The following is a 26,005-nucleotide window of genomic DNA, read 5'->3' as shown; positions in this document are numbered from 1 at the left end:
TTCAGAAGTCAGTCGACAGTTGGGGTTCTGCGTTCACGGGATGAGAAGACATAGACGCCATAAGCCCGCTGAGCTTGTCAGCTCAAGTTTTTCTGCGCCGACCTGGGGGTCATGCCGGCGATTGGCTGGGGTGTAGACGAGGTCGACCCATTCCCGCGTGGCTTTCGCCGTGAAGCTCGCCGGCACACGGGTGATCTCGCCGTTCAGATCAATCACTACTGCCCGAGAGCCATTCTCGTCGCTAACCTCTACGGACAGGTGCTGATCGTCCCACCATCCGATCGCCGGCCCGTTCCCGTCGACGCGCTAAACGAGCTTGCCCGTTTTGAAGTCCCACAGGCAGAAGTGGTTCTCGGTGTACACGCACAGTGTGAGGAGTCGCTTGCCCGAGGGTGAGAACGAGTCCGTGCCGTGCATGATGCCGATCTTGCGTAGCGTGCGAACTGTGTGCCCGTCCTGCCGATACACACGGACGCCTGCGTACGGGTCCGACATGCCGGCGACCAGGCCGGGCGGCTACCTCGGCAAGATGCTGCCGGCCGTCTGGCCGGCCTCGCGTTCGGCCTCCTGGAGCCGCCGCCACTTCGCCATCGACTGGTTGATCTCCTCGCGTATGAACGCGAAGAACCGGCGGGTCTCGTCCAGCCGCCGCCCGGCAGGGGAGTCGAGACCCAACACCGCGATGCCCTCGTCGGCGCCGCCCTGCACTCGGACCAGCATCGGGGCGGACTGGCTGACGAAGTGGCTCCAAGTGTGCTCGTGGATCCGGCAGAAGTCGTGCCGGGTGCCGGGTTCGCGGCCGCGTTCGACCAGCCGCACCTGCACCAGGTATTTGACCGCCCCCGAGATCGCCGATGCGCCGACCCCCAGTCGCTCGGCGAGCTCGGCGGCCGACAGCTTGCCGGAGTCGGTGACCAGCAGCGCGGCGAACACGCGTGAGGCCATCCGGGGCATGCCGTATTCGACCATGATCTGCGCGAACCGTTCCCGGAAGACGGCGATGGCGCCCTCGTCCGCTCGCGTCACCGAAGCTCCCTTCCTCGTTGCGGCCTCAACAGCTTAAGACTATTCATAGGTTTCACGAAATTCGTGAAATGCGAGTAGGGTCGCTGTCGTGAAGGACACTGAACTCGTGGGAGTCCAGAAGACCCTCAGCCCTGTCCTCAGGGCCAAAGCACTGGACAACCGACTGCCGGACCCGATCCTCGGCGACGAATACGCCGAGCAGGCGATGCGCCGCCTCGACCCCGACTACGACAACCGCAGATTCGGCATCAGCCAGATGGGCCTAGCTGCCGTGGTGCGCGCCAAGGCCCACGACGACTGGGCCCGAAGCTTCCTCGCCGACCACCCCGACGCGGTGGTGCTGCACCTGGGCTGCGGCCTCGACGCCCGGGTGTACCGGATCGACCCGCCCGCCACCGTCGACTGGTACGACCTGGACTACCCGTCCGTCATCGAACTGCGGCAACAATTCCTGCCGCCGCGCGAGCACTACACCCTGATCGACTCCAGCGTCACCGACCTGACCTGGCTGGAACGCATCCCCCGCGGCCGACCGGTGCTGATGATCGCCGAGGGGCTGGTGCCCTACCTGACCGAGACCGACGTCCGGCGGTTGCTGACCAGCGTCGTCGACGCCTTCCCCACCGGCCAAATACAGTTCGACACGGTGCCGGTCTGGGCGTGGCGAACCTCGAAATGGGACCCCTCGCTGCGCAAATACGACGCCCAGTTCCACTGCGGCTTCAACGAACCGGCCGCCCTGGCTGATTGGCACCCCCGGCTCGAATACGTCGACGAGGCGCCGATGAACGACTCACCGGTGCTGATGGCCAAGGCACCCGCGAACATACGCCGCATGTACCGCTTTATGAACCTGCTGCCGGGCATGAAACGGTCCACCCGCATCGTGCGGTTCCGGTTCTAACGCGCCGACGTCAGCACTGCGGCCGCTCGTCGCGTTATCGACCAGCGTCATTCCCTGCCCCCGAAACGCGCCGCGTGCAAACAACCGCGTGCAGCGGCGTGTAGGTGCGATAGCCGTGGACGGTGCGTTCGGCGGCGGGCAGGATGCCGGCGTCCTCGTAGTTCCTGATCGCCTGGGTGGACAACGCTGGGTCCACTGGCCTCATGGATGCATCACCGATTGAAGGTCCGTCGCGATGAGAGCGGGGTTTTCGCGGCAAAGTTTACAAAGAAAGTTCAACGATACCGTTGAATGTATGGATATCAAGGACACAGCCCGGCCGCTCGATGGCGCGGGCGTCTCGGCGTTCCTCCGGTCGCTTCCCGCCAAGCCTCTGTTGCTCGGCTTGGGGGAGGCCAGGCACTTCGTGAGGGAGCTGGGCGAGCTGCGCAACGAGATCTTCCAGCATCTGGTCGAGCACGAGGGCTACCGGTCGTTCGCCATCGAGAGCGACTGTCTCAGGGGCCTGGTGGTGGACGACTACATCACGACGGGCGTGGGCACGCTCGACGATGTCATGGAACGCGGCTTCAGTCACCGCTTCGGCACGCCTCCGGCCAACCGCGAGCTCGTACGCTGGATGCGCGCGTACAACGAGGAGCATGACGAAAAGCTCCGGTTCTTCGGCTTCGACGGCCCGCTGGAGTATTGGGCCGAGAGCCCGCGCGAGGCGCTCACCGCCCTCTGCGATCTCCTCGACGGCCCGCTCCCCTGCACCAGGGAGACCCTCGACGCGCTGCTCGGTCCGGACGACCGGTGGACTAACGAGGCCACGGTCATGGATCCGTCCCAGTCGATCGGCCAGTCCGCCGACGCCCAGCGGCTGCGACTGATCGCCGACGACCTGGTGGCGCTGCTCGACATGCAGGTTCCACAGCTGAGTGCGAAGGACAGGGAGCTGGCGGCACTGTACGGGCGCACCGCCATCGGCCTGCTCCGCTACCACCACTGGATGGCCGACACGTCCCCGGCGCGGATGGCGCGGCTGTCGGGCCTGCGGGACGCGATGATGGCCGCCAACCTGCGCGCCGTCGCCGAGCACGGCCCGGCCCTGATCTTCGCCCACAACCTCCACCTGCAGCGGAACAAGAGCCTCATGCAACTCGGCGACCAGACGCTGGAGTGGGCGAGCGTGGGGGCGATCACCGAAGCGCACCTGGGCGACCGGTACGCCTTCCTGGCCTCCGCCTTCGGCACGGTCGGCGACAACACCCCGCCCCCGGACACCGTCGAGGGCATCCTGTCCACGCTCCCGTGGGACCACTCTCTCATCGACGCCCGCCGCCTGGCCGGGGCCGTCACGAAGCCGGCCCCGCGCATCTCCCACGATTTCGCCTATTTCCCGCTGGACCCGGCCCAGCTCGACACGATCGACGGCGTCGTCTTCCTCAAGGAGGCTGTCAGGCTGGATGCTGCCAGGCTGGATTGACAGGTGCGCCATCACACCATTGGCCTTCCCAACGTAGTAGGTGATCGGGGGCAGCACCGTGCTCCTCCTACGCCAAGACCGGCTTGTCGGGATCGAGATGGCGGTAGACGGTGGCGCGGCTGACGCCGAGTTGGTCGGCGATCTGCTGAACGGTGTGGCGGCGCCTACCGTCATCGCCCTTCATCTCGTACAGCACGCGAGCCATGTCCACCCCGTGGGCGTCCAGGGCCGGCGGGCGCCCACCGACGCGGCCGCGCTCTCGGGCCGAGGCCGGCCCTTCAACGCGCCGAACATGTGGAGCTGCAGGCGGCCGGATGGCGTGGAGGTGTCGATGCACCACCAGAAGGACTGCCGCAGCGTCGCGGGGGGTGCTGAGGATTTGGCAAGTACCGGACGGCTCAGCCACGGCCGACGGTCTGCCGCTCGGGCTCGACAACGGCGACGATGCGTTCCTCGTCTCGGGAGTAGGGCTTGCCGATGTACTTCGTCGAGATCTGGTCGATGATCTCCCAGGCCGCGTCGCCCTCGAGCCATTCGATGACCCGGCCGCGGATGATGACCGGCTGGAACGGATTGTCGGCGGGTGCCAAGGAGAGCGCCACTCGCGGGTCGCGGAGCAGGTTGCGGGCCTTGCGCGAGTGCGGACCGGTGAGGAAGACGACATGGTCGCCGTGGGTGCCGACCCAGAGCGGGACGGTGTGGGGCGAGCCGTCCGGCAGGACGGTGGCGAGGTGGGCCAGCGAGGTGCCGTCGAGGATGCGGCGTACGTCGGGGTTGAGCATCGTTCTTCTCCTAAGGGTTGTCGGTGAGCCATGCGGTGCGGGCGCTGATCATCGCCAGGCCGCCGGTGATGATCAGCGCTCGATCTCGTAGAGGAGATGGGTGACGCCCGGCGCCGGTACGGCTTCGACCAGGCGCAGGCGTACGTGCTCGGGCAGCGCCCGGAAGAAGGGGCGACCGCCGCCGAGCAGGATCGGCACCTGGTGGAGGATCACCTCGTCGACGAGCCCCGCCTCCAAGGCCTCGGTCGTGACACCGCCGCCCATGAGGCCGACGTCCTTGCCGCCGGCGGCCTCGCGAGCCGCCGCGACCGCGTCCTCGATGCCGGTGGTGATGAGGGTCTGCCGTTCGGTCATCTCCGGTGCCGCCCGATGGCTGAGGACGAACAGCCGGGCCGCCGGGTGCGGGCTGCCGCCTCCGAAATGCTTGGAGTCGTCATAGGTGGTGCGTCCCGCCACGATCGCACCCACGCGTCCGGCGAGGGCGTCGAAGACCTTGGCGCTGGGCTCGCTCAGCCGGAACCCGTCGAACACCTGACTGGGCGTGTCGCCGTTGAAGTACCAGTCGAACAGCATCGTCCCGTCACCGAGTCCATGCCCGGCGCCCGGGTCGCGCCCGGTGATGTAACCGTCGACCGAGACCGCGTGGGAGCTGATGACCTTGCTCATCTCTGTGATCCTTCCTGGAGTTCCTTCAGGAGACTCCATGACCATAACATCCAGAGTTCCTTTAGGGAACTCCAACTGCTAGACTGATCTCATGCAACGCACGAAGTTCGGGGAGATGGCCTGCTCCATCGCACGCACCCTCGACGTGATCGGAGAGCCATGGTCGCCGCTGATCCTGCGCGACGTGTGGGTCGGAGTCACTCGGTTCGAGCAACTCCAGGCCGATCTCGGGATCTCGCGCAAGGTGCTGACCGAGCGGCTCAACCACCTCCTCGACCACGGCGTGCTCGAGCGCCGCCCCTACGACAAACGGCCGCGCTACGAATACCACCTGACGGCCAAGGGTGCCGAGCTGGTCGACCTGCTCATGGTCATGGCCAGCTGGGGAGACAGGTGGCTCGCCGGCGAAGCCGGGCCGCCAGTGCTCTACCGCCACCACGCGTGCGGCGAGATCAGCCGTGTCGACCTGCGCTGCGCCCACTGTGGCGAGCCGATGCACGCCGGCGACGTCGACCCACTACCAGGCCCAGGCGCGGCCACCTGACCGAGGCGGGTCCAGAGCTCCCTGGCAGCCTTGACCGCCCGCGGGTGCCATCGGAACCCGCCTTCAGATGCCCCCGTCCATCGTCACAAGCACCCGCCGGACTTCACGCGGTCCGGTCGCTCGAGGTCACCCGCAACCTCCCAGGCCGCCCGGCCAGGATTGGGGCAACCGATCAAAACGTCGTCTCATCGCATCACGGACGGGTCTGAACGATCGTGGAGATCGTTTGGAAACCTACGGATCGGCAGATCAGACGTGCCCGCCGTACGGCCGACCGGGAAGGTGAAAAGAGGAGGGACAGCCGACGATCAGGTCATTCCTGCGCGCTGTCGAGAAGCCAGAAGGCCGTCGAGTTCGGCTTGTTGCTCGCTGCTGAAGGCGCGCCTGGGAAGGAAGCCCATGAACTGTCTGCCCACGAAGAACAGCCAGAACTCAGTGCCGGTCACGATCCGCCCGAACAGCGACCACTGCACCGTGGTCGTGGACTGGTCGGTTCGGAACTCATACCCCTCGTCGGTGATCCGGAGCGTGGTCGGCACGCAGAGGTAGGCGAGCTGCCGTTTGCCGGTCCGCCGGATCGACCAGGTCAACACGAGCGGGAAGACGACTGCTCCGATGAGCATGCCGATGCCTATGGATGTGGCATCGAGCAGGATGCAGACAAGCCCCGACACGACCAGGACCACCGGCAGCGCCCGATAGGCAATCTTGAGTTGCTGTCTGACGCCCTGCCCGAGTGCTCGCGCCACTTCATCAGGAGTGGGTTCGTATCTGACTGTGAAGTCCACCATGCCGCCTTCGTCCGTATGATGGCCCATCCTTCAGGTCCCCGGTACGAAGTTGCAACGCCGTATCGGCATCGAGCCGACCTGGTGATCTTGTGGAGGTGAGCCTAGACCACCGCCGTGCCATTGAGGGCGGTCACTCGCGGACGGTGCTCCCCGCAGATCGAGACCGTTTGTGCGTGACCGAATGAGTGACGCCGCCTCTTCCTGCGCGGGAAATGCCGTCCATGGCCTCTGCCCCTTCCAGAAGCACAGGCCGGAGCTGGAAGCGGTAGACCGTCTCGGTCACCACGGTGTTCGCGTGGCCTACCAGGCGCGCGGTCCTCGGGCGGTGCCACCGCCCGTACCTTGTGGGGGACTGGCCGTCGATGGGTGCGGCAGGACGGAGACGGCGCCTTTGGCCTCGAAGATGGCGAGATGGATGCCGGCGGGGCTGTCGTGCCCGTGTTGGCGGAGGACGGCGTCGAGGTCGGCTTCTGTGAGCCCGCAACGGCGTAGGTTGCGCCGGTTGACCTGCCCGTCGCGGATGAGGATCCGCAGCGGTGGGTCGACCAGGCGGCTGATGACCGGCAGGAACCGAAGCCTGGTGACGATCGCGTGAGCGGCGAGGAGGGCCACCAGCGCGGCGGCGCCGGTCAGCCAGGAGGAGCCCGACGCAGTGGCGGTACGTCCGACCAGAGCACCCACCGCGACGGCGGCGACCCAGTCGAACGGGGCGAACTCTGCCATGGTCCTGCGCTCGGTGAGCCGGAACGCCACCGCGGCTGTGAGGAACAACATCACCGCCTTGACGGCAGAGTAGACGGCACTGTGCCAGTCACCGATAACGGCGTCGCCGAAGCCGTTCAAGGCCAGCGCCCCCTCAGCGAGCGATCGGCGACGAGGGCGAGATGCCCGGTGGTGGATCCCGGAGAGCCGACCGGCCGTCCGACGCCTTCCTGGCCGGCCGAGGCGCACAACTGGCTGGCGGCTCCGGCTCGATCCTGGTCACGACGTGTTCCCTCCGACGACTGCCGGGGGGACATGAGAGCAGACTTCCCGGTTCGCCACATGGCTAATCGGCCCGGGTGCCGCCTTCGATCCCGGCCGCCACACAGCCTGTTGTCCGGGTCGGCGAAGACCCAAGCGCCGACGCCCCCGCGTCGCGCATGCGGCCCGAGCGTCACGCGGAGCATCGCCGCACGACCGCCGCGCCGTAACCACCCAACCCGCCGATCAGCGGTCTGCCGCCGCCAGGTCGCGCCGACCGTCGGCCCCACCCGCTACGCGGCGCCTACGGCGTCGTTCGGATCGGCGCCGGCGGCTCCGCTCTCGAGGCGGTAGCTACTCCACGATCAACCGGGAGGTCGGGCAATGGCCCCGGAGCCTCGCCGTCGGGTCGAGCGCGCTGCCGGCGGCAAGAGGCAGCATCCCCGTGTGAGGGGAGTGCTGTGTTGCCGGTTGGCGGCTGCGACGTTTAGGGCGACTCTTGTCGTGACGTCCGTACGCCGGCAGCCGGGAGCCCATTCATGGATGATCGTTTCAACGTGATCGCGAGCGCAGGATCGCTGAGGGTGACGGACGAGCACGCGGTGCATTTCCCTCATCGGTGGACGCCCGAGGGCGTGAGCGTCACGGCGGACTTCACCGGAGGACATCTCCTTCACCTTGCGGCGGCGGGGTGCGTCCTCAACGACCTTTACCGGGAGGCCGCCGCACTGGGAATCGAACTCCTGGGAGTGCGCGTTTCCGCAGCCGGCGGCTTCGATACCGAGAGCTGGCGGTCAACTGGGATCACCTACACCGTCGACGTCAGCTCCACCGCTCCAGCCGAGAGCATCGCCCACCTGATCGACATCGTGGACTCCGTCGCCGAGATCCCCCGCGCCATTCGCCGGGGTGCCACTGTGCAGAGAATCAGCTAACCCAGCACGCAGGAACACGACCAACGAGGACTTCCCGCACCGCTACGGCGGCACGAGCACGCGGTCGGCGCAGATGAGGGCGTTGCCGTAGCGCGGCGGCCATCCGGTCCTTGCGTTTCCGTATGCGGAAGGTCAGCCTCCTCTGAGGAGCTTCTCGGGCCACCGCGGAGACCGTCTTGCCCTCCTGCGCAGCGCGGGCCTTGTCGCTTTCTCGCAGCTCCTCCGATATGCGGAACGAGACCCTTTCGGAGTACGTGACTACGAGCACGGACTGGCTGGTCCGAAGCGGTTCAGGCATGAGACATTGATCGAGTGGAGAGCACGGATCGGAAGTCGTGGTTCGCGAGCCTGTCCGTACGGCAACGTGTGTTCGTGATCGCGGTGCCGCTCCTGGGTCTCGTCGGAGGCGTGGTCGTCCTGATGGCGGAACCGGAAGCTCCGGTGGGATTCGCCGTCATGATCTTTGCACTGGTTCTCCTAGGCAAATGGGTGCCGCGGCTGCGGGCCTGGATCGGCACCGGCTTTCAGCTCTACATGGGCATCGGCGGCGTGTTCATGGGGTTATCCGGGCAACTTGAGACGCTCGTCGCCAGGGCACTCTCCTTGATCGTTGGTGTGTCGTTACTGATTCACCTGTTAGTTCGCGGATTTCTTTTGGAACGAGGGATCCGGAAGACGCGTCGTACAGCGGCTTAGCGCGCTCGGCCGCCGAAGATCGATCCATGACCACGGGGCAGCTCCGGGGCACAGAGCGGGTCTGCTTGCGGTAGCCCTGGATGGCCACGGCTGAGGTAGCGCGAGAGCTGATGACAACGCCGACCACCTCGAGCACACAACGGCAGCTCCACGTCACTGCTGACCTTGGCTGGCAAATGCCATTAGCGTGCCATTTAAGGGCGGTCAGCAGCGGTCAATCACGGTCACTCGCGTATCCAGGCGGCCATCGGGCCGATTGTGTTTCCGCTATCGAGCAGTTCCCTGTGATATCCGACGACTCAACCTGCCCTGAGAAACTGTTCAAAGGCTTCGCGGGCCAGCGCGGACACCGTCTTCCCCTCTTGTTCGGCGCGCGCCTTGGCTCGTTCGCGTAGTTCCTCGGGTACGCGGAAGGAGACCCTTGGCGAGTGAGTGCCTTCGCCTGTCAGTGAAGGACGCCCGCTGCGGCCAGTGGGCACGGGGACGCGGCCTTCGTCGATCGCGCGGTGAACGTCGTCGATGGCGTCGTTCACGTACTCGTCTGTGATCCGGTTGCCCTTGCTGTCGTAGATCTCTTCGGATTCGCTGTCGATCTCGGAGTCGTCGTCCAAGACCAGTTCGATGTCCTCTGGAGGCCAGGCTGCCTCGTGGTCGGTCATGGCTTCCTCCTCCTCAATGCGGTCGGCATCACGTGCAGGATCACTAGGTACTTGTCGGCGAGGATGCCGATCACTTCCAGCTCGATGCCCCGATCGTCTGGGCCGACCCACACCCATCGATCCTCCAGGCTCGGGTCGGTCGCTGGAACGATAGCCGGCGGCCCGGATCGGATCACGTGAAGGGCGTGCGCCCGCCCGATGCGGTGCTTCCGTGCCGAGCGATAGAAGCGCAACTTCCTCATGCCCATATTATGTCGGACACAACCCTGATCGGTAGGGTGATTCGGCAGGAGGGGCAAGATCGGACGCGTGCCCGATCAGGCAGTGATCACTAGTGCTCGACACAGTGGGGGGCAACACCGTCCAGTGGCCTTCCACCGTCCTTCGCCCCGGAGGTCGCGGTCACCCCCGGGCGCGCCCCCGCCCCAGGGATTCGCACAGAAACGCCGGGTCAACGACATGTGGTCCGGCCAGACGCCAACTGGACTCGGGCACCTTGCCGTCCTGGTCGACGCGGGCAGGCTGCGGCCAATCGTGAGCCAGACCTTCCCTCTGGACGCCGGCCGCCGAGCCGTGCGAAAGCGGCCTTCAGCCGCACGTACCCGGCAAACCCATCCTCATAGTCCGCTGACCACCGCACCGACCGTCGCAGTATGCCCCCGCGCTCCCGCGCGGCGGCCACTACACAGTGTGAGAGCGCTGAATACTAAACGTTATGCGCGTCGACTTCGACCCCGAGGCCATGGGCGGGGTGGCTTTCTTCCGGTTCATGACCTCGGTCGTCGTTCCGCGTCCGATCGCGTGGGTCTCCACCGTCACACCCGACGGAGCGGTGGAGAACCTCGCTCCGCACTCCTTCTTCAGCATCGCCAGTACGGATCCGCCGATCGTGCAGTTCACCTCGATCGGCCGCAAGGATTCCCTGCGCAATGTCGAGGACACCGGAGAGTTCGTCGTCAACTTCTCCTCCGAACCGCTGCTGCACCTGATCAACGCCACCGCCACCGATTTCCCTCGTACTGTCAGCGAATTCAGCTTCGCGGGAATCGAACGTGAAGCCAGCCGTCATGTGCGGCCGCCCCGGGTGGCTGCCTCTCCGGTGGTCCTGGAGTGCCGCTCACACACCACTCTGCGCATGGGCAACTCCACCCTGGTCTTCGGCCGGGTCTTCCTCGCGGCGGTGCATGAGGAGTACATCGTCAACGGCCGGCCTGACGCCGAGCTGCTGCGCCCGCTGACCAAGCTCGGTCGAGACGAGTGGGGGACCCTGGGCGAGATCCTGCACCTGAGCCGCATTCCTTACGAGGAGCCGCAGGCCGAATGATTCGGCACCGTCTGCTCACCTCGCCGACGTTGTCGGCACGGTCGGTTTCCGCGTACAGGTGCAGGCCGCCCGCTGGGACGCCGGCCACACGCCACTGGGGGACTTGTTCGGCCAGGGTGGAGCAGCGCTCGCACAGTGCGGTGGACAGCGTACGCAGGTGCCGGTCCCACGTTGGCGCGCTGACCAGTTCGATCGCGGCTTCCTGAAGCGGGTGGGCGACGAAGAAGTCGTCGACCAGTCGCATCGCGCGCAGCCTGGCCATCACCGGGCCTCTGGCGAGGAGCGCGCCGATGCGCAGGCTGGGCGAGGCCGCCTTGGTCAGGGAGATCAGGAGACCACGGTGTCTACTGTCTACGCATCAGCAGATGGCCTCGGCGGAACCGCTCATCCTCGAGAGGCTCGCGCAGCATTCGCGCCACTTCGACGAAGTCCGCCTTGCGCGCCAGTTCGGCGAGGTCGTCGATCGGCCATCGGTAGGCCGGCGCCACCTTGTGATCGAATGCCAGTACCGGTCCGCCCTCAGATTCGAAGAATCCGAGCAGAAGGTAGCCGCCCGGGGCCACCACCCGGCGGAACTCGGTGAAATACGGCGGTAGTTCCTGCGGCGGGATGTGGATGACGGAGTACCAGGACATGAGGCCGCCCAACTCGCCGTCGGCCAGGTCAAGGGCATCCATCGAACCGACCTCGAAGCGCAGATCGGGATAAGCCTCACGAGCAAAGTCGATCATCACAGGGGACAGGTCGACGCCGAAGGCGTCCAGCCCAAGGTCCCGCAGGTACGCCGTCATATGTCCGGGGCCACATCCTGCCTCGGCGACGGGCCGGGGACCGGCGGTCCGTACGAGCTCGGCGAACGCGGCGAGCACTGCGCGATCCAGGGGCACACGGTCGAGCGCACCTCGGACGAGCTCGACGTAGCGGGCGGCGACGGCATCGTAAGCTTCCGCCGTCGCCGTCAGGTAGGAGGATTCGGCCATGGCGGATGACTGTAGTTCATGGACCGGCGCCGTCGTACTGACTACTGGCGAAGGTGGACAGCGACCGGGGGTTGCTCGGCGACCCTGTACTACTCGAACAGGTGGCGGTTGTCTCGGCTCCAGGCCAGCTTTCGGCCCGCTTCGTCGAGGAAGCCGTCGGCGACCCAGTGGACTTGAGGCTGGTGGCCGGCGTCGGCCAGCCGGCGAACCTGCTCGATGACGTCCCGCTGAACTCCGATGACCGCATCGATCAGACCCTCGGTAGAAGTCAGGCCGTAGGCGGCGGCAAACACCTCCAGGCGATGGCGCCGGTTGGGAGGCGTGGGGTAGCGCAGCCAGCGCAGGCATTCGGCATCGTCGCGGAATGGCGCAACGTACTCCAGTGCGTAGGCGATGTCGTGCAGCCGAGGCCTGGGCCGGGCGTAATCCCAGTCCAGGATCCCGACGGGGCGTTCACCACGCCAGACGATGTTCCACGGGCCGAAGTCCCCGTGGCAGATCACCTCGTCATCGCGTGGTTCCGCCTCGCCGCTGGACCATCTGAGTCCCTGGGGCGGGCGAAACCCGGCGACCGCGTCGTGATAGGCGCGTAGCAGGCGGGCAAAGGACATCAGGCCTGAATCCTCGACCACCTTGGTCCAGCTCTGAGCGCCGGATTCGCCGTCCAGGTAGGTGAGGATCTCACGGCCCTCTTGATCGATCCCCAGCACCCGCGGCGAGTAAGGGAAATCCACCTCCTCCAGATGCTGGAGCAACGCATGGACGGCCGGTGTCCACGGATGCACGGGCCTGCGAACGGTTTCGCCGAGGCGTATCACCCTGCGATGCGCAGAATCCTGCAAGATCTCCTCATCCGCCATGTGTTCAGAGCTTATCCGCGGTGCCTGCACTCCGCTCGAGGGTGCGCCCGCCTTGGCGGGCTCACGTGCCTTCCGCGTGACCGTTACGACGTCTTTTGCCAAACCGAGACGTGGTTCCTGCTGTCGCTGGTGAAGGGCTCGCGCTTCCACCCGGCCCATCGCTCGCGCAAGGTCATTCCGGCGAGCCGTGCCATCAGGTCAAGTTCGGACGGCCATACGAAGCGATGCGGCGATGAACGGGTTTCAAGCCGGCCGTCCACTACCCAGTAGTGATGGGAGACGGCGATCTGCGATGCCACGTCGTACTCCTCGAAGCCGAGATGCGCCGGGGTCACGGTGAACGGGTGGATGGACTGGCCGGGCGGCAGACGCCGAAGCTCCGGGATATAGACCTCGATGACGAAACAGCCGCCGGGTTCCAGCTGCGCCGCCACGGTGCGGAAGCACTCGACCTGTTCGTCTTGTGTGGTTAGGTTCGTGATGGTGTTGCGCACCAGGTAGGCGAGGGTGAAAGTGCCGCCCACCCTGGTGGTGGCGAAGTCGCCGATCGTCACGCTGATGTGCTCCGCGCCCGGTTTGGTCTCTAGCTGCGCCACCATCGCCGGCGACAGTTCGATGCCGTGCACCCGGACACCTCGTCGGCTGAGCGGCAATGCGATGCGCCCGGTACCGATGCCCAGTTCAAGAGCAGCGCCGCCTGGTCCGGCCAGATCGGCGAGGAAACTTACAGCAGGGTCAACGACCGCGGGATCGAACAGTTCCGGCCACTTGGCCTCATACGTCTGTGCTACCCGTTCGTCGAAGTTGTTCTCCGGCACAGACTCAACTGTGCCTGGAACGCTGGGCAATGACCACCAGGTTGATCCTGGAGGGAGGTCAGGTCGGTGGGCCATAACCGCGAATCCGATCTGGCCGGGGGTCTTGCGCACGATGTGCAGCGTGGTCCGCAGCCCCCGGTGGGCCCACTCCACCAGGATTCCGGCGAACCCGGCGTCAGCAGGTACATGCTCAGCAGCGTGGTCTTGGCTCCATCGCGATCTTGCACCGAGGCGGCCGTCACGCTCGGCTCTGCCCTGCTGGAGGCGGAAGCGCCGCCGCAGGGCGGTCAGGAAATGGTCGGTGACCTTGGCGTCTTCCCCGCGGGCGAAGTACCAGTACACCATCTGCCAGGGCGGGAAGTCGAACGGCAGTTGCCGCCAGGCGCACCCGGTGCGCACCACGTACAAGACGGCGGCGTCTGTGTTTCTCGGGCCGCCCGCCCGGCAGGGGCGGGGGTAACAGCGGCTCGGGACAGCGAAAGCGTGCATCGGCCGTACCCGGCGGACAGCACTCCGAGCTGCCGAAGGCCAGTGCCGCCGAACATCGACCTGACCCGCGTGATGGTGATGGGGGCGTCGCCGGAGTTGTAGAGCAGGCCCCACCCGTCGGTGAAGGTGGCGCCTTTGTCGCGCCGTAACGCATACCCGGTCGGAGGCCCCGACTTCAGGGGGCCTTCTCCCACCCGCGTGCCGGCGGCGGCTCGTCCGTCGTCTTTCGTGCTCGCCGGAGACGGGCCAGAGGGCGTGCCGGCGCAGCTTGACGTGCCCAGGACCAGGAATATGACAAGGCCGATCGGCCGCACGATGACGAGCGGCCCATGGCTGCTAGGCGTAAATCTCCCCTAGTACTCTTCCATCACGTAGGACGAGTAGATCGGAACGTCATCAAGGCCGCAAATGCTCGCCGTCTTGACGGGGGGCACCGTGAGCTTCCAGTTCGATCCGTTCGTCGTGCGTGAGTCGAGTTTGACCGTGCCGAAGTCCACGCGGCCGTATCTCGTCCAGGTGGAGTCGCGGGCGACCCACGTGGCACTGGAGATGGACGTGGTGGTATCGGGGTCCGGGCAGACTCCCTGGTTTCCGCCGCCAGGGATGATGTCGTTACCGCCGGTGAATCGGTACGGGCGCCATTCGTACTTTCCGGATAGCCGTTTTTCGAGGGTGATGTGGTTCTCGCACCAGAGATCCCAGGTGCGGAAGTCGAATTCCGCCTGGAAATGCGCCGGTCTGAAGTGGCCGATCTCGAAGTTTATGCCCGCCGAAACGGTCTGAACACCGGTGAATCCGACCTTGGCCAACGCCCCGCCCGCGGCGATGTTGGCCGCGGCTTCCACTTGCGTCGTCTCCGTGGTGCCCCACGCGTATGAGGCCGTGGTGTTCGGTCCTGTCGCATGCGCACGGACGGTGACCAGGCTGCGCTTGACCGGCAGGTCCGACATGGCGAAGAAGTAGCCTTCGTTGCTGTTGCAGTATTGTGCGGGATTCGGGATCGCCTGGGGGGTGCTCGAGGGCGAGGCGGGGCGCCCGACCAGCTGAAGCGTAGCCTCGGTCTCGGTCGTAGCCGACGGGGCGACGCCGGATCCGTCGATCACTGGAAGAATCACGCCGATGGAGGAGACAACCGATCCCAGCGGAGTGGTGGACAGGACGGCATCCGCCAGTCAGCCGGCCTTGGCCAGCATGCGGATCTATGAGCATCGTCCGGTGCCGGCTCGGCTGTGCGGCACGGTGCTCTACTCGGACCAGGTGTACTGGCGCCACCGAGGGCCCCGACGGTACTTCTGGCTCGTTGAAGAAGATGTGCAGCTGGTCTACGAACCTTTCGGCTGGCGCGACGAGTGGTATGTGGACGTGGTCTCCATCGAGAGCTCGCAACAGGACGGATCAGCCCTCTTCACCGTGCACGATCGCTATCTGGACTTCGTGGTCGAGGGTATGGGACCTACCTACCGTGCGCTGGACCTCGACGAGGCCGGTCAGGCCCTGCTGGATGGGGCACTCTCCCCGGAGGAGCTGGCACGGGCGCTGTCGGCGGCGCAACGCTTCGTCGACTCCCACCTGCACGGGGCCGCAGCGTTCCCTCCCTCACCGATTGAGAGGTTGTTCTCTGCCGACCACCGGTATCCAGGGTGGGCCGAAGAGCCCGTCGCTCTCCTGCCGCCTGAATAACTCAACATGAGATCAGGGCAAATAGCGCCACATGCCAGGTCGAGCAGTACCGCATCCACTTGAGCCGCGTACATATCAGACTGGCGAGCCGGTCAGGTTGCCCAGGTTGCGCGGAATGGTTGATACGACCGGCCACGGGCTCGCCGGGCCGGCCGAGGAGGGCGTCGTGTACGGGCTCGTCGTCGACCGCTGGAAACCCGCAGACCTGCGCAGGCTCCTCGACGACCCGGAGGTGCGCACGGTTCAGCTCGCCGACGTCGCCTTCGACCTCGGGGAGATCGGGTGGCGGTCTTCGGTGAGCTCAGGGGAGGGGATGTGAGCCCCAGCGCCCGCGCTGCCCGAGGCGGGCACGATCCGACGATTGCACGCCAGCCGAAGGACTTGCCGAGGGATGCCTGAACGGCTTGGTCGGGCGACCAGAGGCCGGCGTCACGATCTTGAGGAAGGGAAGCGTCGCGTTGGCAGTAATTTCAGCGTGGTCAGACGTCTTCCCAGCACAATCAGATCGTTTCGCGTGAACGGAGGCCGAGTGTTTTCATAACGCGGCCGAAACCTTGACGCAACACAGACTTCCGTTCCATAGTGAGCCAGTCAATCCCATGAGCACATCTCCGGAGGCCGCATAGATCGCAAAAATGTTAACGCTAACAAAGCAACCTCCTTTCCACCCCCTGTCGCGATGTCGCAGGTCAGTTGGCATACCGTCGCGCGCGCAATCGCACGGCGGTCGCTCGCGCCTTTCGGTTGATGAGCCATGCCTGAAATCCCGGCATCCGCGGCACACCCCTGAAAGGCAGAGGTTCAATCATGATTATCAGGTCCGGATTCCGGCAATTTAAAAAGGCACTGCTGTCCGCGGGTGCGGCCGTCGCGCTCGCCGCCGGCCTGCTGGCCGGCATCTCCACGCCGTCACAGGCCGCGACGTCGCTGTCGTGTGACATCTACGCCGCGGGTGGCACGCCGTGTGTGGCGGCGCACAGCACGACCCGTGCCCTGTACGCCTCCTACAACGGTCCGCTGTACCAGGTGCGTCGCTCCTCCGACAACACCACGCGGGACATCGGCGTGCTGAGCGCGGGCGGATACGCCAACGCCGCGGCGCAGGATTCGTTCTGCGCCGGCACGACCTGTCTCATCACCATCATTTACGACCAGTCGGGCCGGGGTAACCGCCTCACCCAGGCGCCCCCTGGCGGGTTCTCCGGTCCGGCTCCGGGTGGATATGACAACCTCGCGAACGCGACCGCGGCGCCGACCATGATCAACGGCCACAAGGCCTACGGCGTCTTCGTGGCTCCTGGCACCGGATACCGCAACAACAGCACCAACGGCATCGCCAAGGGCGACCAGCCGGAGGGGATGTACGCGGTCTTCGACGGCACGCACTACAACGGCGGCTGCTGCTTCGACTACGGCAACGCCGAGACCAACAGCCGCGACAACGGCAACGGCACCATGGAGGCCATCTACTTCGGCAACATCAAGGTCTGGGGCTACGGCACGGGCAACGGCCCCTGGGTCATGGCCGACCTGGAGAACGGCCTGTTCTCCGGAGTGAACGCGGGTTACAACGCCAACGACCCGAGCGTGAACCACCGGTACCTGACCGCCATCATCAAGGGTGAGCCGAACCACTGGGCGATCCGGGCAGGCAACGCGCAGTCGGGCGGCCTGTCGACCTTCTACAACGGAGCGCGCCCCAACGTCTCGGGCTACAACCCGATGAAGAAGGAAGGGGCCATCATCCTCGGCATCGGCGGTGACAACAGCAACGGTTCCGCCGGCACCTTCTACGAAGGCGTGATGACCTCCGGCTATCCGTCGGACGCCACCGAGAACGCGGTGCAGGCCGACATCGTCGCCGCCGGATACTCGACCTCGGGCGGCGGTGTCCCGGGCGGAACGCTCACCCCCGGATCGTCGATCTCGCTGCGCGCGACGACGTCCTGCTGCACTACCCGCTACATCCGTCACCAGAACGACCAGGTCATCACGTCGGTGATCACCTCGTCCAGCTCGTCTGTGGACAAGAGCGACGCCTCGTGGATCGTGCACAGCGGCCTGGCCAGCAACTCATGCGTGTCGTTCGAGTCGAGGAACTACCCCGGCGACTACCTACGGCACCAGAACTACCAGTTGTACCGGCAGCACAACGACGGCAGCTCGCTGTTCGCCGCGGACGCCACCTTCTGCCCGCAGACCGGCAAGAGCGGCCAGGGCACCTCGTTCGCCTCCTACAACTTCCCGGACCGGTTCATCCGCCACTACAACAACACCGTCTACATCGCCAGCAACGGTGGCTCGCACAACTTCGACAGCTCCTCCTCCTGGGCCAACGACGTGAGCTGGGTCGTCGACCAGCCCTGGGCGTAGGTGCCGGCGACCTCAGCGGAGTCGTCTCTGTCCACGGGGACGGCTCCCCGCCGTTCTGACCCAACCGCGCACGCCGGGGCCGGGCACCGAGCGGGACGCGGACTCGCCGTCACCCCCGGCGACGTCGGATGAGCGAGCCCCGCAGCCGACCGCGTGACGAACCGAGTGAACGCCGCCTCCCAGCTAAGGGGAAGCGGCGTTCGGGCCGTACTCGCAGGTGGGAGCGGCGACTGTGTCAAGTGCCGCTCACTCCAGCTGACCGTGTCAGCGAACCCAAAGCTCGTAGTAGCCCGGGCTGCCCGAGCAGTCGTACTGGCTGAAACCTTCACGGACGTATTGCTGGCCGGCGTCGACGCAGTTGTACTTGCTGGTGTAGACGCCGATGAACACCCAGCTGGCCGCCTGGGCAGGGGTGCTGAGTGCGGTGACAGCCATGGCGGCTATGGCTGCTGTCAGGAGTGCTGCACGTAGACGCATCTGTGTCTCCTTCAAACCGGGGGAGCGATATGTCATGATCATGTTGGAAGATGCCCCGGAACACAAGGTTCCGCTCACACTCACACGCCTCGCTGGGCCAGTGTCAGGAGTTCGAACCTCCCAGGCTTCACCACAGTCAAAGGCCACTTCCCGTGATCGGGTCATGGCCGTCTTGTGCAGCCGAGAAGACCCAGCCGTTGGAGGAGCGCTTCCACGGCTCCTCCAACGACCGACCGCCAACTGAGTCAGGCTCTTAACTGCAGTGTTCGAAGGGGCTGGTGTATGAGCTGCTGCCGACGGAGCCGCCCCACTTGACGCATTGGTTGGCCGCGTCGCGCCTGACAGGCCCCGCGTAGTAGTCGTAGCTGCCTGAGTCGGTCGTCCTGCTTTCCCCTTGCGGCTCCAGGAAGGCCGACGTCGACGTCGCTGAGCCGAGGTTCGTCGTCTTCAGCGTCACCACGCAGTTGTAGCCGTTACCGGAGTTGTAGAGCAGGTAGGTGCGGCCACCGGTGAGGGCGGCGGAGTCGATGACCGCGTAACCGCTGCCGCAGACCTCCTCAGGGGTGTAGGGGTTGCCGCTGCAGGTGTTGGTGCTCGTTATGGCCTTCTTCTCGCCCAGGGAAACGGTCACGCCCTCTACGGTCGGGCTGGTGTCCACCGCACCGGTGGAGGTTCGCTGTTCGTAGTGCAGGTGCGGAGCGGTTGAGCCGCCCGTCGAGCCGACAGTTCCGATCGTGGTGCCCTGGCTGACGCTCATCGAGCTGCCGGCCGACCTCACCATGGTCGCGAGGTGGGCGTAGCGGGTTCTGGTGCCGTCGCTGTGACGGACCTCCACCCACTGGCCGTAGCTCGTGCTGCCCGCGTCGTAGAAGTACGCGGTGCCCGAAGCGGTGGCACGCACGGTCTCACCGTTGATGTCATCGCCCCCGTAGTCCTGCCAGTCGATGGCACCCGATGGGCTGTGGCCGGGGGTCCAGTTGTTGGCATAGAAGGTCTTCCCGCAGTTGAACGGGCTCTTGTGAGACAAGGCCAGGACGCTGGCGCCCTGCGCTGAGGCGGCCTGGGGAATCAGCGCTGCGGCGAGAGTGACTAACAGGGCAGTGATCGCGGGCTTGAGGATCTTTGGCCAGGTCGGCCTGTCGGTTGTGGGCATGCTCACCTCTCTGAACAGGTGCGTATGGGGGGATACGGTTCGGTGCCCAGTTCCTTGATGTCGATGAGCCCCGTGGCGACGGAACTACGTTGGCGGCATAGTGATCAACTTCGGCGGGAGGGGAAGGCCGCTTGAGGGAGCATTTCGACATCTCACCGCCGATGTGGAACGACGGGTCGATCATGAACATAACCCTGAAAGTTCTCTTCATCAATCTCTGTGGACATGAAATTTTGCGGCTCTCCAAACTCGGCGTCGAGCCCGAACCAGCCAATTCCCCAATGCGACGAGCACGCCTTTATATGCGCTCCAAAATCGTGGATTTAGTCGCCTCTTATTGCGCGGGGATCTCCCCGGTCGCGGCCGTCGCCGACGCCGATTCCGAGACGTGGCGGCGGACGGCGTTCTTCGGCAGTAAGGCGGCGCTGAGGGAGCTCGCCGATTCGTTACGCGAGGAGGAGGCGGGCTACGGGGTGCGTGTCACCACGGTCTATCCCGGCGCGACCGCGACAGACCTGTTGGGTGAGGGACGCCTACCCCTGCGAGCTGTCCGTTCTGCCGTCGCCGCGCTGATCGTCCTGCCTCAAGCCCGCACAGTACGCACTGACCGGAGCCCCGGTAATGCTCATCGGCGGCAATCGATGCTGGAGCGCTCTCCGCTTCAGATGGGGCCCACTAGGCACCACCGTGCCAAGTCCTCCTTGATCCCGGTGTTATGCCTGGAATCCTACGCCTAAGGCGACGGAACCGATCAGTCAATCGTCGCCGATATTGCAAGAGAGCGCTCTCTTGACAGCGATGCTGATGTTGCCGGAAGGTTTCCGTAAAACTACATCCGTGGATCCGATGAGGTAACCCACATGGTCCGCACCCCCCATTCCAGAGCCTTGCCCGCCATCGGTGCCGCTCTCGTCGCGGTGATCGCGCTGCTCGTCCCAATGACAGGCACCGCCACCGCCGCTCCCGCCCCCGGTCCGCTCGTCTGGGCCGATGAGTTCAACGGCTCCTCCGGCAGCGCCGTCGATCAGTCGAAATGGCGCTTCGACATCGGCGGCAGCGGCTGGGGCAACAACGAGCAGCAGTACTACACCAACAGCACTCGTAACGCCGCCATGGACGGCGCCGGCAACCTGGTGATCACCGCCCGCCGGGAAAACCCGTCCAACTACCAGTGCCACTACGGCACCTGCCAGTACACCTCCGCCCGCCTGCTCACCGCGGCCACCTTCACACGGGCTTACGGGCGGTTCGAGTCACGCATGAAACTGCCCCGTGGCCAGGGCATCTGGCCGGCCTTCTGGATGCTCGGTGACAACATCGGGTCGGTCCAATGGCCCAACAGCGGCGAAATCGACATCATGGAGAACATCGGCCGCGAACCCAGCACCGTACACGGCACCATCCACGGCCCCGGTTACTCCGGCTCCGGCGGCATCGGCGCGCCGTACTCGATCAACGGCGCGTTCGCCGACGCGTTCCACACCTTCGCCGTCGACTGGTCCCCGAACCTGATCATCTGGTACGTCGACGGCGTCGAATACCAGCGCCGGACGCCGGCCGACCTCGGCGGCAACCGCTGGGTCTTCGACCACCCGTTCTTCATGATCATGAACGTGGCGGTCGGCGGCTACTGGCCCGGCTACCCTGACGGCTCCTCGACCTTCCCGCAAACCCTGACCGTCGACTACGTCCGGGTCTACGCCCCTCCCACCGGCGGCCCCGGTGGCGGCCAGATCACCGGCATCGGCGGCAAGTGCGTGGACGTGGCCGGTGCCGGCACCGCCAACGGCACAGCCGTTCAACTCTGGGACTGCAACGGCACCGCCGCCCAGAGCTGGACGTGGAACAGCGACGGGTCGGTGCGCGCGCTCGGCAAGTGCATGGACGTCGCCGGCGGTTCCACGGCCAACGGCGCACAGGTGCAGCTGTACGACTGCAATGGCACGGGCGCCCAGAAATGGACCTACGACTCCGGCACCGGCCAGATAGTTAATTCCCAGGCTGGCAAGTGCCTTGACGCGACCGGTGTCAGCTCGGCCAACGGCACCCGGCTGCAGATCTGGGACTGCTCGGGCGGTGCCAACCAGCGGTGGACACGCGCCTGAAACCTGCCTGGCTGAAGGGTTCCTTCCGTCCGGGAGGAACCCCTCAGCCGCGGCGGGCCATCTCCCGCGACGCGGCCCGGGTGACGTAGTCGGCCCGGGCGCTGCGAGCGGCGCGGTGCGGGGTGGTGCAGGCGGTTGCCGCGCGACCCGAGCACTGTGAGGGAGAACAGCGACTCGGGCCATCGCACACGCCTGCGCAGCTGCCCATGGCCCGGACTCGGCACCACGGCCCGGCGGGCACCAGCTCTTAGCCCTTGCTCCAGATCCCCGCGATGAGGTCGCCGTCGGTGTCCAGGACCTCGGGCTTGTAACCCAGCGCCTTCATCTCGGTGGACTTGAGCGTGTACGTCACGCGGGACAGGTTCAGGTACTCCTTCAGACCGGTCGCGCTGCCCTTGCTCCACACGGTGGTGAAGAGCTTGCCGGGCTCGATGGACATGAGAACGGGGTGCAGGCCCTGCTTCGCCTTGGCCAGCAGCTCCTGACCGCGCTGCTCCACGGTCTGACCGGTGGTCACCTGGACGGTGCCCGCGACGCCCCCGACGACCCAGACGGCCGCGTAGAGCGGCTTCTCGACCGTGCCGTACACGTCCAGCGAGCCCAGGGTGTAACCGGCGGCGGCGAGCTTGGTGTTGAGGGTGACGAAGGCGTCCTTGGTCAGGCCGAGCTTGGACTGGATCTTCTCGGTGGTCTTCTCGAAGACGACCGCGAAGACGGCGCCCGCGCCCGAACCGGCGCCTGAGATCAAGGCCGGCTGGTAGCCGAGCTTCAGCTGATCAGCGATGCGCTGCTGCAGGTTGGTCGCCGACAGGCCCTGCAGGACGTTCACCTTGCGGGTGGTGTCCTTGACCCACACGGACGTGTACTGCGGGTTGGCCGCGTTGGTCACGCTCAGCACTTCGGGCACGTAGCCCGTGCTCAGTAGCCCCTTGACACGCTGCAGCCAGTCGGTGGCGCCGAGAGCCGGAAGGGCGAGCCAGTCCAGTGGGCCGTTCTGGACGGTCTGCGTGGTCGTTGTAGTGGTCTGTTCGGCGATCGCTGGGGACGCGAGAGCCAGCATGGGAGCGGCGGCCGCCGCCACAGCCGTAGTAAGGGCGACGATCCTCGGGGTCCGCATGATCCTCCTAGGTAAGGGTTGTCCCAATCCCGGACGAGGAGTGACCATAACAAAGGATGAGGGAGAGTTCACCAGCAGTCACCATTATTCCCACAAATCACGTCAGAAAGCTGGAGGCCCAGGAGTCAACTCCAGCCCCAAACGCGAGGCCTCATCATGTTTGGGCGGGCCGGGCTGTGGACCGCTCCCGAAGGGCGAAGCAAGATCATCCGATGACCCGCAGTCGTACGCCGCCGCTCGGCCGCCAAGCCCGGCCCCGGCTACGCGTCCCGTCCCGGGAGGAGGGATTCAACGAACGCCTCTGCTTCGGGCCGGCTCAGAAAGCCTGGGAGGCACCTGCGATTCTTCGTGGACAAATTTGACGGCGTCCTCGAATGGGCTCGGAACTGCACCTCAATGGGAATGATGAGGTCCAGGTGGCGTAGCTGTGCACCGCCCGGCGTCCCACCGCCCACCTGCGGATTCCCAGCCCGATGATCACCCCGGCGGATCCAGGTCAAACATGCGGCGATCGTGGTGAGGGGTTACGACAATTTCGATTTCCCGACCGGTTGCCGTAAAAGCACTCAGCTGGAATGTCCCCATTGAGTAAACGCGCGAAGGCGGCCGTCGTCTTTCGGCTATGAAATGAGCCCCGCCGATGGGGGCACATCCGGTTCCGCTCGTCCTCATCGGCCTCGGCTGAGACCCTTGCTCGCCTTGGGCCCGGCACCACGTCCGTAAAGCGCCCGAATCAGCCGGCGGCTACGCTCTTTCACCGTGACCGCCACCTGGGAGCCCACAGCGACGGGCGTGCTGCGACTGCCCTCGGGCCGGCTCGTCCGCGGCCGGGGCCTGAGACACCCGCTACCGGACGGCCCGCGCCCGGCCTTCGCTCTCTACCTGCTGGGCCGCCGGCCCCCGTCCGTCGACTGGGAGCACCGGTGGCTGCGCTGGCCCGACTTCTGGCTGCCGTCCGACCGAGGCGCGACCGCCGACGCGTTACGAGAGGCATGGGCACGCGCCGAGTCAGAGCGCGTCGAGATCGCCTGCGGCGGCGGCCGCGGACGCACCGGCACGGCGCTGGCCTGCCTGGCCGTGCTCGACGGGGTCCCCAATGACCAGGCCGTCGCCTACGTACGCGAGCACTACGCGGCACACGCCGTCGAGACCCCCTGGCAGCGCCGCTTCGTCGCCCGCTTCCAGGCATAGTTCCGCGAGCAGGCGATGTACGGTGATGCCTCCTACTCGACGGTGCGTAAGATCTGCTCGATCGAGGCCGTACGGGAGCGCAGTTCGCCCAGGTCGGCGGCCACGCGCTGCTGGGCGTCCAGCGTGTTCTCGGCGAGCTGCTCGAACCGGTGCACGAGCTGCCGCAGGTCGTCCGCCTGCCCGGCGTCGAGCCTGGCCTTGCGGGTCTCGAACCTCCCCACGACCAACAGGGCGATCAAGAAGCCGGCCACGAGCAGCACGCCGAGCGAGAAAATCGCCCCGGGCCAAGAATCGATCATCAGGAGTGCTCCTTGGGTCCAGGACCCTTCTCCGCGTCCGACCTGGTGAGTGTCTTGGCCGCCTCGGCCAGCGCCGACGCGGTCAGGTGCAGGCTGCCGGCGATCAGACCGGCCGCTTCGAGTCATCGCAGGTGCATGTGGAGCAGCGGGCGGCTCACCCCGATCTCGCGGGCCAGATGGCTCACGTAGTCGCGCCCGTTCGCCAGCTCCGCCATGATGCGCAGCCGCAGCGGATTGGCCAGCGCCCCGAATATCTCGCCCAGGTCGTCACCCGTCGGCCCGGTCACCGTCACAGCTTCCCATCAGCCCACGTTGAGCGGCTCTCGCGCGGCCTCTGCCGGCTCACCGTGGGACGGCGAGCGGGCGCTGAGGGTCAACCCCACGGCCAGGCAGACCAGCGGGATCGCCGGGATCACGTACCGCACGTCATAGGCGGCCAGGAACGGCGGCGAGGCGACCAGCGCGAGCGCCGCCAGCCCGGGCAGCAGCGCGTCCCACCGGCGCCGCACCAGCGCGGCCGCCAGCGCCCCGACCAGGGCCGGCATGAGCAGCGGGAACGGCACGTAACCGAACCGCTGGTACGCCCGCAGCCACCCCGCGAACGGCTCGACGACCCGGGTGGCGGCCGGTCCGGCCTCGTACGACTCCGCGACGCCCCGTACCGACTCGCTCAGCGGCCGCTCCGCGGCGGGGAACTTGTACGGCGTCTTCTCGTCCTCGGCCGTACGCTCCCAGCGCAGCAGCTGCGTGAGATCGGTAGCGACCGCCGCGAGATACTCGCCCGGCTGCGCGAGGATGGCCTGCCGGGCGAACTCCCCGGCGAGCTGGTTGCGATTGCTCGTCCCCGGCACCTTGAGCAGCGGCGAGAAGCTCTCCCACAGCCAGTGCGGCGGGTACGGGCGCTGCTCCACCGGCATGTTCGGGCAGAGCACGGCCAGCCGCTCCGGCGGCTTGATCACCGCGCAGTCGGCGAAGCTCATGGTCCTGGACCACAGGAAGTTCCCGTCCGCCTCGGTCAGCGCGAACTTCCCCTTCTCCACCTTCGTCCAGGTGGCGTACGCGCCCAGGGGGATCACGCCCGCCACCAGCAGCGCCACGAGCGGGCGCCAGCCGTACCTTCTGATCAGCAGGTACGCGGCCGTCAGGATCAGCAGCGGCAGGCCGACCGTCCTGGTGATCCCGGCCAGGCCGAGCAGCACTCCGCCGACGGCGGCCGTGGCGGGGGTGACGCGCCAGACGATGAGCAGGATCGCGACCGTGACCAGCACGATGAAGATCGCGTCCGCCATGATCATGTGCTCGAGCAGGATGAGGAACTCGTCGTACAGCAGCGGGGTGACCAGCAGGGCGGCGCCCCAGCCCGGCAGGCCGCGCCGCCTCAGCAGCGCGTACACCGCCACGGCGAGCGCCAGCATCAGCAGGTGCTGCAGCACGGTCACCAGCGTGAGGCTGTGCGCGGGGCGGAGCAGCGTGAGGAGCAGCGAGTATCCGGAGGGCCTGGTGGTGCCGGGGCTCAGGTCCTCGCGCAGGAAGGCGAACGAGTCGCCGTAGAAGAGGATCGACGGCGGGAACCCGAGCACGGCGAGCAGTCGCAGCCCGACCGCGGGCAGCATGGCGATGACCAGGGCGCGATGAGCCAAGGTGGATCTGCTTCCTCGTGTGTCCGGGCCACCACAATAGTGGGTGTTCCGGACACTGACCGGCC

At 66.3% G+C, this 26,005-nt stretch carries 30 protein-coding genes and 1 pseudogene; 12 read left to right on the top strand and 19 right to left on the bottom strand.

Annotated elements, in window-relative coordinates:
- Window positions 1–516 precede the first annotated feature (516 nt).
- Entirely contained in the window at window positions 517–1,026 is a 510-nt protein-coding gene (locus tag ACQPWU_RS00700) for a GbsR/MarR family transcriptional regulator (protein WP_433436124.1), read from the bottom strand.
- Between the two features lie 88 nt (window positions 1,027–1,114).
- On the opposite strand from ACQPWU_RS00700, the gene ACQPWU_RS00695 reads away from it, so the two are divergent.
- Window positions 1,115–1,930, top strand: coding sequence for a class I SAM-dependent methyltransferase (locus ACQPWU_RS00695; protein WP_433436123.1), 816 nt, complete (start codon window positions 1,115–1,117; stop codon window positions 1,928–1,930).
- Between the two features lie 85 nt (window positions 1,931–2,015).
- Here the strand turns inward: ACQPWU_RS00695 and ACQPWU_RS00690 are convergent.
- Window positions 2,016–2,135: pseudogene (locus tag ACQPWU_RS00690) on the bottom strand (MerR family DNA-binding transcriptional regulator); the annotation flags it as partial.
- Between the two features lie 90 nt (window positions 2,136–2,225).
- Here ACQPWU_RS00690 and ACQPWU_RS00685 point away from each other — a divergent pair.
- Window positions 2,226–3,398, top strand: coding sequence for an erythromycin esterase family protein (locus ACQPWU_RS00685; RefSeq protein WP_433436122.1), 1,173 nt, complete (start codon window positions 2,226–2,228; stop codon window positions 3,396–3,398).
- 67 nt (window positions 3,399–3,465) lie between these two features.
- On the opposite strand, the gene ACQPWU_RS00680 is transcribed toward ACQPWU_RS00685, so the two are convergent.
- The 3 genes from ACQPWU_RS00680 to ACQPWU_RS00670 form a co-directional block, all read right to left on the bottom strand.
- Window positions 3,466–3,735, bottom strand: a complete 270-nt coding sequence (locus tag ACQPWU_RS00680; RefSeq protein WP_433445130.1) for a helix-turn-helix domain-containing protein — start codon at window positions 3,733–3,735, stop codon at window positions 3,466–3,468.
- Between the two features lie 61 nt (window positions 3,736–3,796).
- Entirely contained in the window at window positions 3,797–4,180 is a 384-nt protein-coding gene (locus tag ACQPWU_RS00675; protein WP_433436121.1) for a PPOX class F420-dependent oxidoreductase, read from the bottom strand.
- Between the two features lie 72 nt (window positions 4,181–4,252).
- Complete coding sequence (locus ACQPWU_RS00670; protein WP_433436120.1) at window positions 4,253–4,846, bottom strand: dihydrofolate reductase family protein; 594 nt, start codon at window positions 4,844–4,846, stop codon at window positions 4,253–4,255.
- 91 nt (window positions 4,847–4,937) lie between these two features.
- Between ACQPWU_RS00670 and ACQPWU_RS00665 the strand changes: the two genes are divergently transcribed.
- Window positions 4,938–5,390 (top strand): winged helix-turn-helix transcriptional regulator, encoded by a 453-nt coding sequence (locus ACQPWU_RS00665; protein WP_433436119.1) that lies wholly within the window; start codon window positions 4,938–4,940, stop codon window positions 5,388–5,390.
- Window positions 5,391–5,698: 308 nt separating this feature from the next.
- Here ACQPWU_RS00665 and ACQPWU_RS00660 read toward each other — a convergent pair whose 3' ends face one another.
- Both ACQPWU_RS00660 and ACQPWU_RS00655 read right to left on the bottom strand, forming a co-directional pair.
- Complete coding sequence (locus ACQPWU_RS00660) at window positions 5,699–6,181, bottom strand: YcxB family protein (protein WP_433436118.1); 483 nt, start codon at window positions 6,179–6,181, stop codon at window positions 5,699–5,701.
- Between the two features lie 300 nt (window positions 6,182–6,481).
- On the bottom strand, window positions 6,482–7,024 hold the full coding sequence (locus ACQPWU_RS00655; protein ID WP_433436117.1) for a YetF domain-containing protein: 543 nt from the start codon (window positions 7,022–7,024) through the stop codon (window positions 6,482–6,484).
- Between the two features lie 659 nt (window positions 7,025–7,683).
- On the opposite strand from ACQPWU_RS00655, the gene ACQPWU_RS00650 reads away from it, so the two are divergent.
- Complete coding sequence (locus ACQPWU_RS00650; RefSeq protein WP_433436116.1) at window positions 7,684–8,079, top strand: OsmC family protein; 396 nt, start codon at window positions 7,684–7,686, stop codon at window positions 8,077–8,079.
- A 312-nt stretch (window positions 8,080–8,391) separates the two neighbouring features.
- A complete protein-coding gene (locus ACQPWU_RS00645; protein WP_433436115.1) occupies window positions 8,392–8,775 on the top strand; it encodes a hypothetical protein in 384 nt (127 codons plus the stop codon).
- Between the two features lie 299 nt (window positions 8,776–9,074).
- Here the strand turns inward: ACQPWU_RS00645 and ACQPWU_RS00640 are convergent, their stop codons facing one another.
- Together ACQPWU_RS00640 and ACQPWU_RS00635 are read right to left on the bottom strand one after the other, a co-directional pair.
- Window positions 9,075–9,434, bottom strand: a complete 360-nt coding sequence (locus ACQPWU_RS00640) for a hypothetical protein (RefSeq protein WP_433436114.1) — start codon at window positions 9,432–9,434, stop codon at window positions 9,075–9,077.
- A complete protein-coding gene (locus ACQPWU_RS00635; RefSeq protein ID WP_433436113.1) occupies window positions 9,431–9,676 on the bottom strand; it encodes a hypothetical protein in 246 nt (81 codons plus the stop codon). Before ACQPWU_RS00635 ends, ACQPWU_RS00640 begins: the two co-directional genes overlap by 4 nt.
- A gap of 473 nt (window positions 9,677–10,149) precedes the next feature.
- On the opposite strand from ACQPWU_RS00635, the gene ACQPWU_RS00630 reads away from it, so the two are divergent.
- Window positions 10,150–10,758, top strand: coding sequence for a flavin reductase family protein (locus tag ACQPWU_RS00630; RefSeq protein ID WP_433436112.1), 609 nt, complete (start codon window positions 10,150–10,152; stop codon window positions 10,756–10,758).
- Window positions 10,759–11,102: 344 nt separating this feature from the next.
- Here ACQPWU_RS00630 and ACQPWU_RS00625 read toward each other — a convergent pair whose 3' ends face one another.
- The 4 genes from ACQPWU_RS00625 to ACQPWU_RS00610 form a co-directional block, all read right to left on the bottom strand.
- Window positions 11,103–11,738, bottom strand: a complete 636-nt coding sequence (locus tag ACQPWU_RS00625) for a class I SAM-dependent methyltransferase (protein ID WP_433436111.1) — start codon at window positions 11,736–11,738, stop codon at window positions 11,103–11,105.
- Between the two features lie 89 nt (window positions 11,739–11,827).
- Window positions 11,828–12,598 carry an aminoglycoside phosphotransferase family protein gene (locus tag ACQPWU_RS00620; protein ID WP_433436110.1) on the bottom strand — a complete coding sequence of 257 codons (771 nt, stop codon included), beginning with the start codon at window positions 12,596–12,598 and terminating at the stop codon, window positions 11,828–11,830.
- An 83-nt stretch (window positions 12,599–12,681) separates the two neighbouring features.
- The gene (locus ACQPWU_RS00615; RefSeq protein ID WP_433436109.1) at window positions 12,682–13,905 is read right to left on the bottom strand and encodes a transposase; all 1,224 of its coding nucleotides are present in this window, start codon (window positions 13,903–13,905) and stop codon (window positions 12,682–12,684) included.
- 353 nt (window positions 13,906–14,258) lie between these two features.
- Window positions 14,259–15,020 (bottom strand): hypothetical protein, encoded by a 762-nt coding sequence (locus ACQPWU_RS00610; RefSeq protein WP_433436108.1) that lies wholly within the window; start codon window positions 15,018–15,020, stop codon window positions 14,259–14,261.
- Between the two features lie 4 nt (window positions 15,021–15,024).
- On the opposite strand from ACQPWU_RS00610, the gene ACQPWU_RS00605 reads away from it, so the two are divergent.
- From ACQPWU_RS00605 to ACQPWU_RS00595, 3 genes are all read left to right on the top strand, one after another.
- Entirely contained in the window at window positions 15,025–15,585 is a 561-nt protein-coding gene (locus ACQPWU_RS00605; RefSeq protein ID WP_433436107.1) for a hypothetical protein, read from the top strand.
- A 115-nt stretch (window positions 15,586–15,700) separates the two neighbouring features.
- A complete protein-coding gene (locus ACQPWU_RS00600; protein WP_433436106.1) occupies window positions 15,701–15,904 on the top strand; it encodes a hypothetical protein in 204 nt (67 codons plus the stop codon).
- A 488-nt stretch (window positions 15,905–16,392) separates the two neighbouring features.
- Window positions 16,393–17,958, top strand: coding sequence for an alpha-L-arabinofuranosidase B (locus ACQPWU_RS00595; protein ID WP_433436105.1), 1,566 nt, complete (start codon window positions 16,393–16,395; stop codon window positions 17,956–17,958).
- 264 nt (window positions 17,959–18,222) lie between these two features.
- Here the strand turns inward: ACQPWU_RS00595 and ACQPWU_RS00590 are convergent, their stop codons facing one another.
- Together ACQPWU_RS00590 and ACQPWU_RS00585 are read right to left on the bottom strand one after the other, a co-directional pair.
- The gene (locus ACQPWU_RS00590) at window positions 18,223–18,435 is read right to left on the bottom strand and encodes a hypothetical protein (protein WP_433436104.1); all 213 of its coding nucleotides are present in this window, start codon (window positions 18,433–18,435) and stop codon (window positions 18,223–18,225) included.
- Window positions 18,436–18,688: 253 nt separating this feature from the next.
- Window positions 18,689–19,588, bottom strand: a complete 900-nt coding sequence (locus tag ACQPWU_RS00585; protein ID WP_433436103.1) for a M23 family metallopeptidase — start codon at window positions 19,586–19,588, stop codon at window positions 18,689–18,691.
- Window positions 19,589–19,719: 131 nt separating this feature from the next.
- On the opposite strand from ACQPWU_RS00585, the gene ACQPWU_RS00580 reads away from it, so the two are divergent.
- Both ACQPWU_RS00580 and ACQPWU_RS00575 read left to right on the top strand, forming a co-directional pair.
- Window positions 19,720–20,325 (top strand): SDR family NAD(P)-dependent oxidoreductase, encoded by a 606-nt coding sequence (locus ACQPWU_RS00580; protein WP_433436102.1) that lies wholly within the window; start codon window positions 19,720–19,722, stop codon window positions 20,323–20,325.
- Window positions 20,326–20,448: 123 nt separating this feature from the next.
- A complete protein-coding gene (locus ACQPWU_RS00575) occupies window positions 20,449–21,693 on the top strand; it encodes a lectin (protein ID WP_433436101.1) in 1,245 nt (414 codons plus the stop codon).
- A gap of 247 nt (window positions 21,694–21,940) precedes the next feature.
- On the opposite strand, the gene ACQPWU_RS00570 is transcribed toward ACQPWU_RS00575, so the two are convergent.
- A complete protein-coding gene (locus ACQPWU_RS00570; protein ID WP_433436100.1) occupies window positions 21,941–22,753 on the bottom strand; it encodes a hypothetical protein in 813 nt (270 codons plus the stop codon).
- 816 nt (window positions 22,754–23,569) lie between these two features.
- Between ACQPWU_RS00570 and ACQPWU_RS00565 the strand changes: the two genes are divergently transcribed.
- A complete protein-coding gene (locus tag ACQPWU_RS00565; RefSeq protein ID WP_433436099.1) occupies window positions 23,570–24,001 on the top strand; it encodes a protein-tyrosine phosphatase family protein in 432 nt (143 codons plus the stop codon).
- A gap of 32 nt (window positions 24,002–24,033) precedes the next feature.
- On the opposite strand, the gene ACQPWU_RS00560 is transcribed toward ACQPWU_RS00565, so the two are convergent.
- From ACQPWU_RS00560 to ACQPWU_RS00550, 3 genes are all read right to left on the bottom strand, one after another.
- Window positions 24,034–24,300 carry a hypothetical protein gene (locus ACQPWU_RS00560; RefSeq protein ID WP_433436098.1) on the bottom strand — a complete coding sequence of 89 codons (267 nt, stop codon included), beginning with the start codon at window positions 24,298–24,300 and terminating at the stop codon, window positions 24,034–24,036.
- A gap of 122 nt (window positions 24,301–24,422) precedes the next feature.
- Entirely contained in the window at window positions 24,423–24,587 is a 165-nt protein-coding gene (locus ACQPWU_RS00555; protein WP_433436097.1) for an ArsR/SmtB family transcription factor, read from the bottom strand.
- 15 nt (window positions 24,588–24,602) lie between these two features.
- Window positions 24,603–25,940, bottom strand: a complete 1,338-nt coding sequence (locus tag ACQPWU_RS00550) for a hypothetical protein (protein ID WP_433436096.1) — start codon at window positions 25,938–25,940, stop codon at window positions 24,603–24,605.
- Window positions 25,941–26,005 lie beyond the last annotated feature (65 nt).

The organism is Nonomuraea sp. CA-141351, assembly GCF_050944675.1.
Taxonomy (GTDB): Bacteria; Actinomycetota; Actinomycetes; order Streptosporangiales; family Streptosporangiaceae; genus Nonomuraea.
Note: the sequence above shows the minus strand (reverse complement) of the source record. Positions and strands in the feature narration are given on the sequence as shown.

Coding starts and splice junctions, on each gene's coding strand:
- ACQPWU_RS00685 (WP_433436122.1), top strand. CDS start 2,226: ATGGATATCAAGGACACAGCCCGGCCGCTCGATGGCGCGGGCGTCTCG.
- ACQPWU_RS00675 (WP_433436121.1), bottom strand. CDS start 4,180: ATGCTCAACCCCGACGTACGCCGCATCCTCGACGGCACCTCGCTGGCC.
- ACQPWU_RS00670 (WP_433436120.1), bottom strand. CDS start 4,846: ATGAGCAAGGTCATCAGCTCCCACGCGGTCTCGGTCGACGGTTACATC.
- ACQPWU_RS00665 (WP_433436119.1), top strand. CDS start 4,938: ATGCAACGCACGAAGTTCGGGGAGATGGCCTGCTCCATCGCACGCACC.
- ACQPWU_RS00660 (WP_433436118.1), bottom strand. CDS start 6,181: ATGGTGGACTTCACAGTCAGATACGAACCCACTCCTGATGAAGTGGCG.
- ACQPWU_RS00650 (WP_433436116.1), top strand. CDS start 7,684: ATGGATGATCGTTTCAACGTGATCGCGAGCGCAGGATCGCTGAGGGTG.
- ACQPWU_RS00640 (WP_433436114.1), bottom strand. CDS start 9,434: ATGACCGACCACGAGGCAGCCTGGCCTCCAGAGGACATCGAACTGGTC.
- ACQPWU_RS00635 (WP_433436113.1), bottom strand. CDS start 9,676: ATGAGGAAGTTGCGCTTCTATCGCTCGGCACGGAAGCACCGCATCGGG.
- ACQPWU_RS00630 (WP_433436112.1), top strand. CDS start 10,150: ATGCGCGTCGACTTCGACCCCGAGGCCATGGGCGGGGTGGCTTTCTTC.
- ACQPWU_RS00625 (WP_433436111.1), bottom strand. CDS start 11,738: ATGGCCGAATCCTCCTACCTGACGGCGACGGCGGAAGCTTACGATGCC.
- ACQPWU_RS00620 (WP_433436110.1), bottom strand. CDS start 12,598: ATGGCGGATGAGGAGATCTTGCAGGATTCTGCGCATCGCAGGGTGATA.
- ACQPWU_RS00615 (WP_433436109.1), bottom strand. CDS start 13,905: ATGCACGCTTTCGCTGTCCCGAGCCGCTGTTACCCCCGCCCCTGCCGG.
- ACQPWU_RS00605 (WP_433436107.1), top strand. CDS start 15,025: ATGGAGGAGACAACCGATCCCAGCGGAGTGGTGGACAGGACGGCATCC.
- ACQPWU_RS00600 (WP_433436106.1), top strand. CDS start 15,701: ATGGTTGATACGACCGGCCACGGGCTCGCCGGGCCGGCCGAGGAGGGC.
- ACQPWU_RS00595 (WP_433436105.1), top strand. CDS start 16,393: ATGATTATCAGGTCCGGATTCCGGCAATTTAAAAAGGCACTGCTGTCC.
- ACQPWU_RS00590 (WP_433436104.1), bottom strand. CDS start 18,435: ATGCGTCTACGTGCAGCACTCCTGACAGCAGCCATAGCCGCCATGGCT.
- ACQPWU_RS00585 (WP_433436103.1), bottom strand. CDS start 19,588: ATGCCCACAACCGACAGGCCGACCTGGCCAAAGATCCTCAAGCCCGCG.
- ACQPWU_RS00575 (WP_433436101.1), top strand. CDS start 20,449: ATGGTCCGCACCCCCCATTCCAGAGCCTTGCCCGCCATCGGTGCCGCT.
- ACQPWU_RS00570 (WP_433436100.1), bottom strand. CDS start 22,753: ATGCTGGCTCTCGCGTCCCCAGCGATCGCCGAACAGACCACTACAACG.
- ACQPWU_RS00560 (WP_433436098.1), bottom strand. CDS start 24,300: ATGATCGATTCTTGGCCCGGGGCGATTTTCTCGCTCGGCGTGCTGCTC.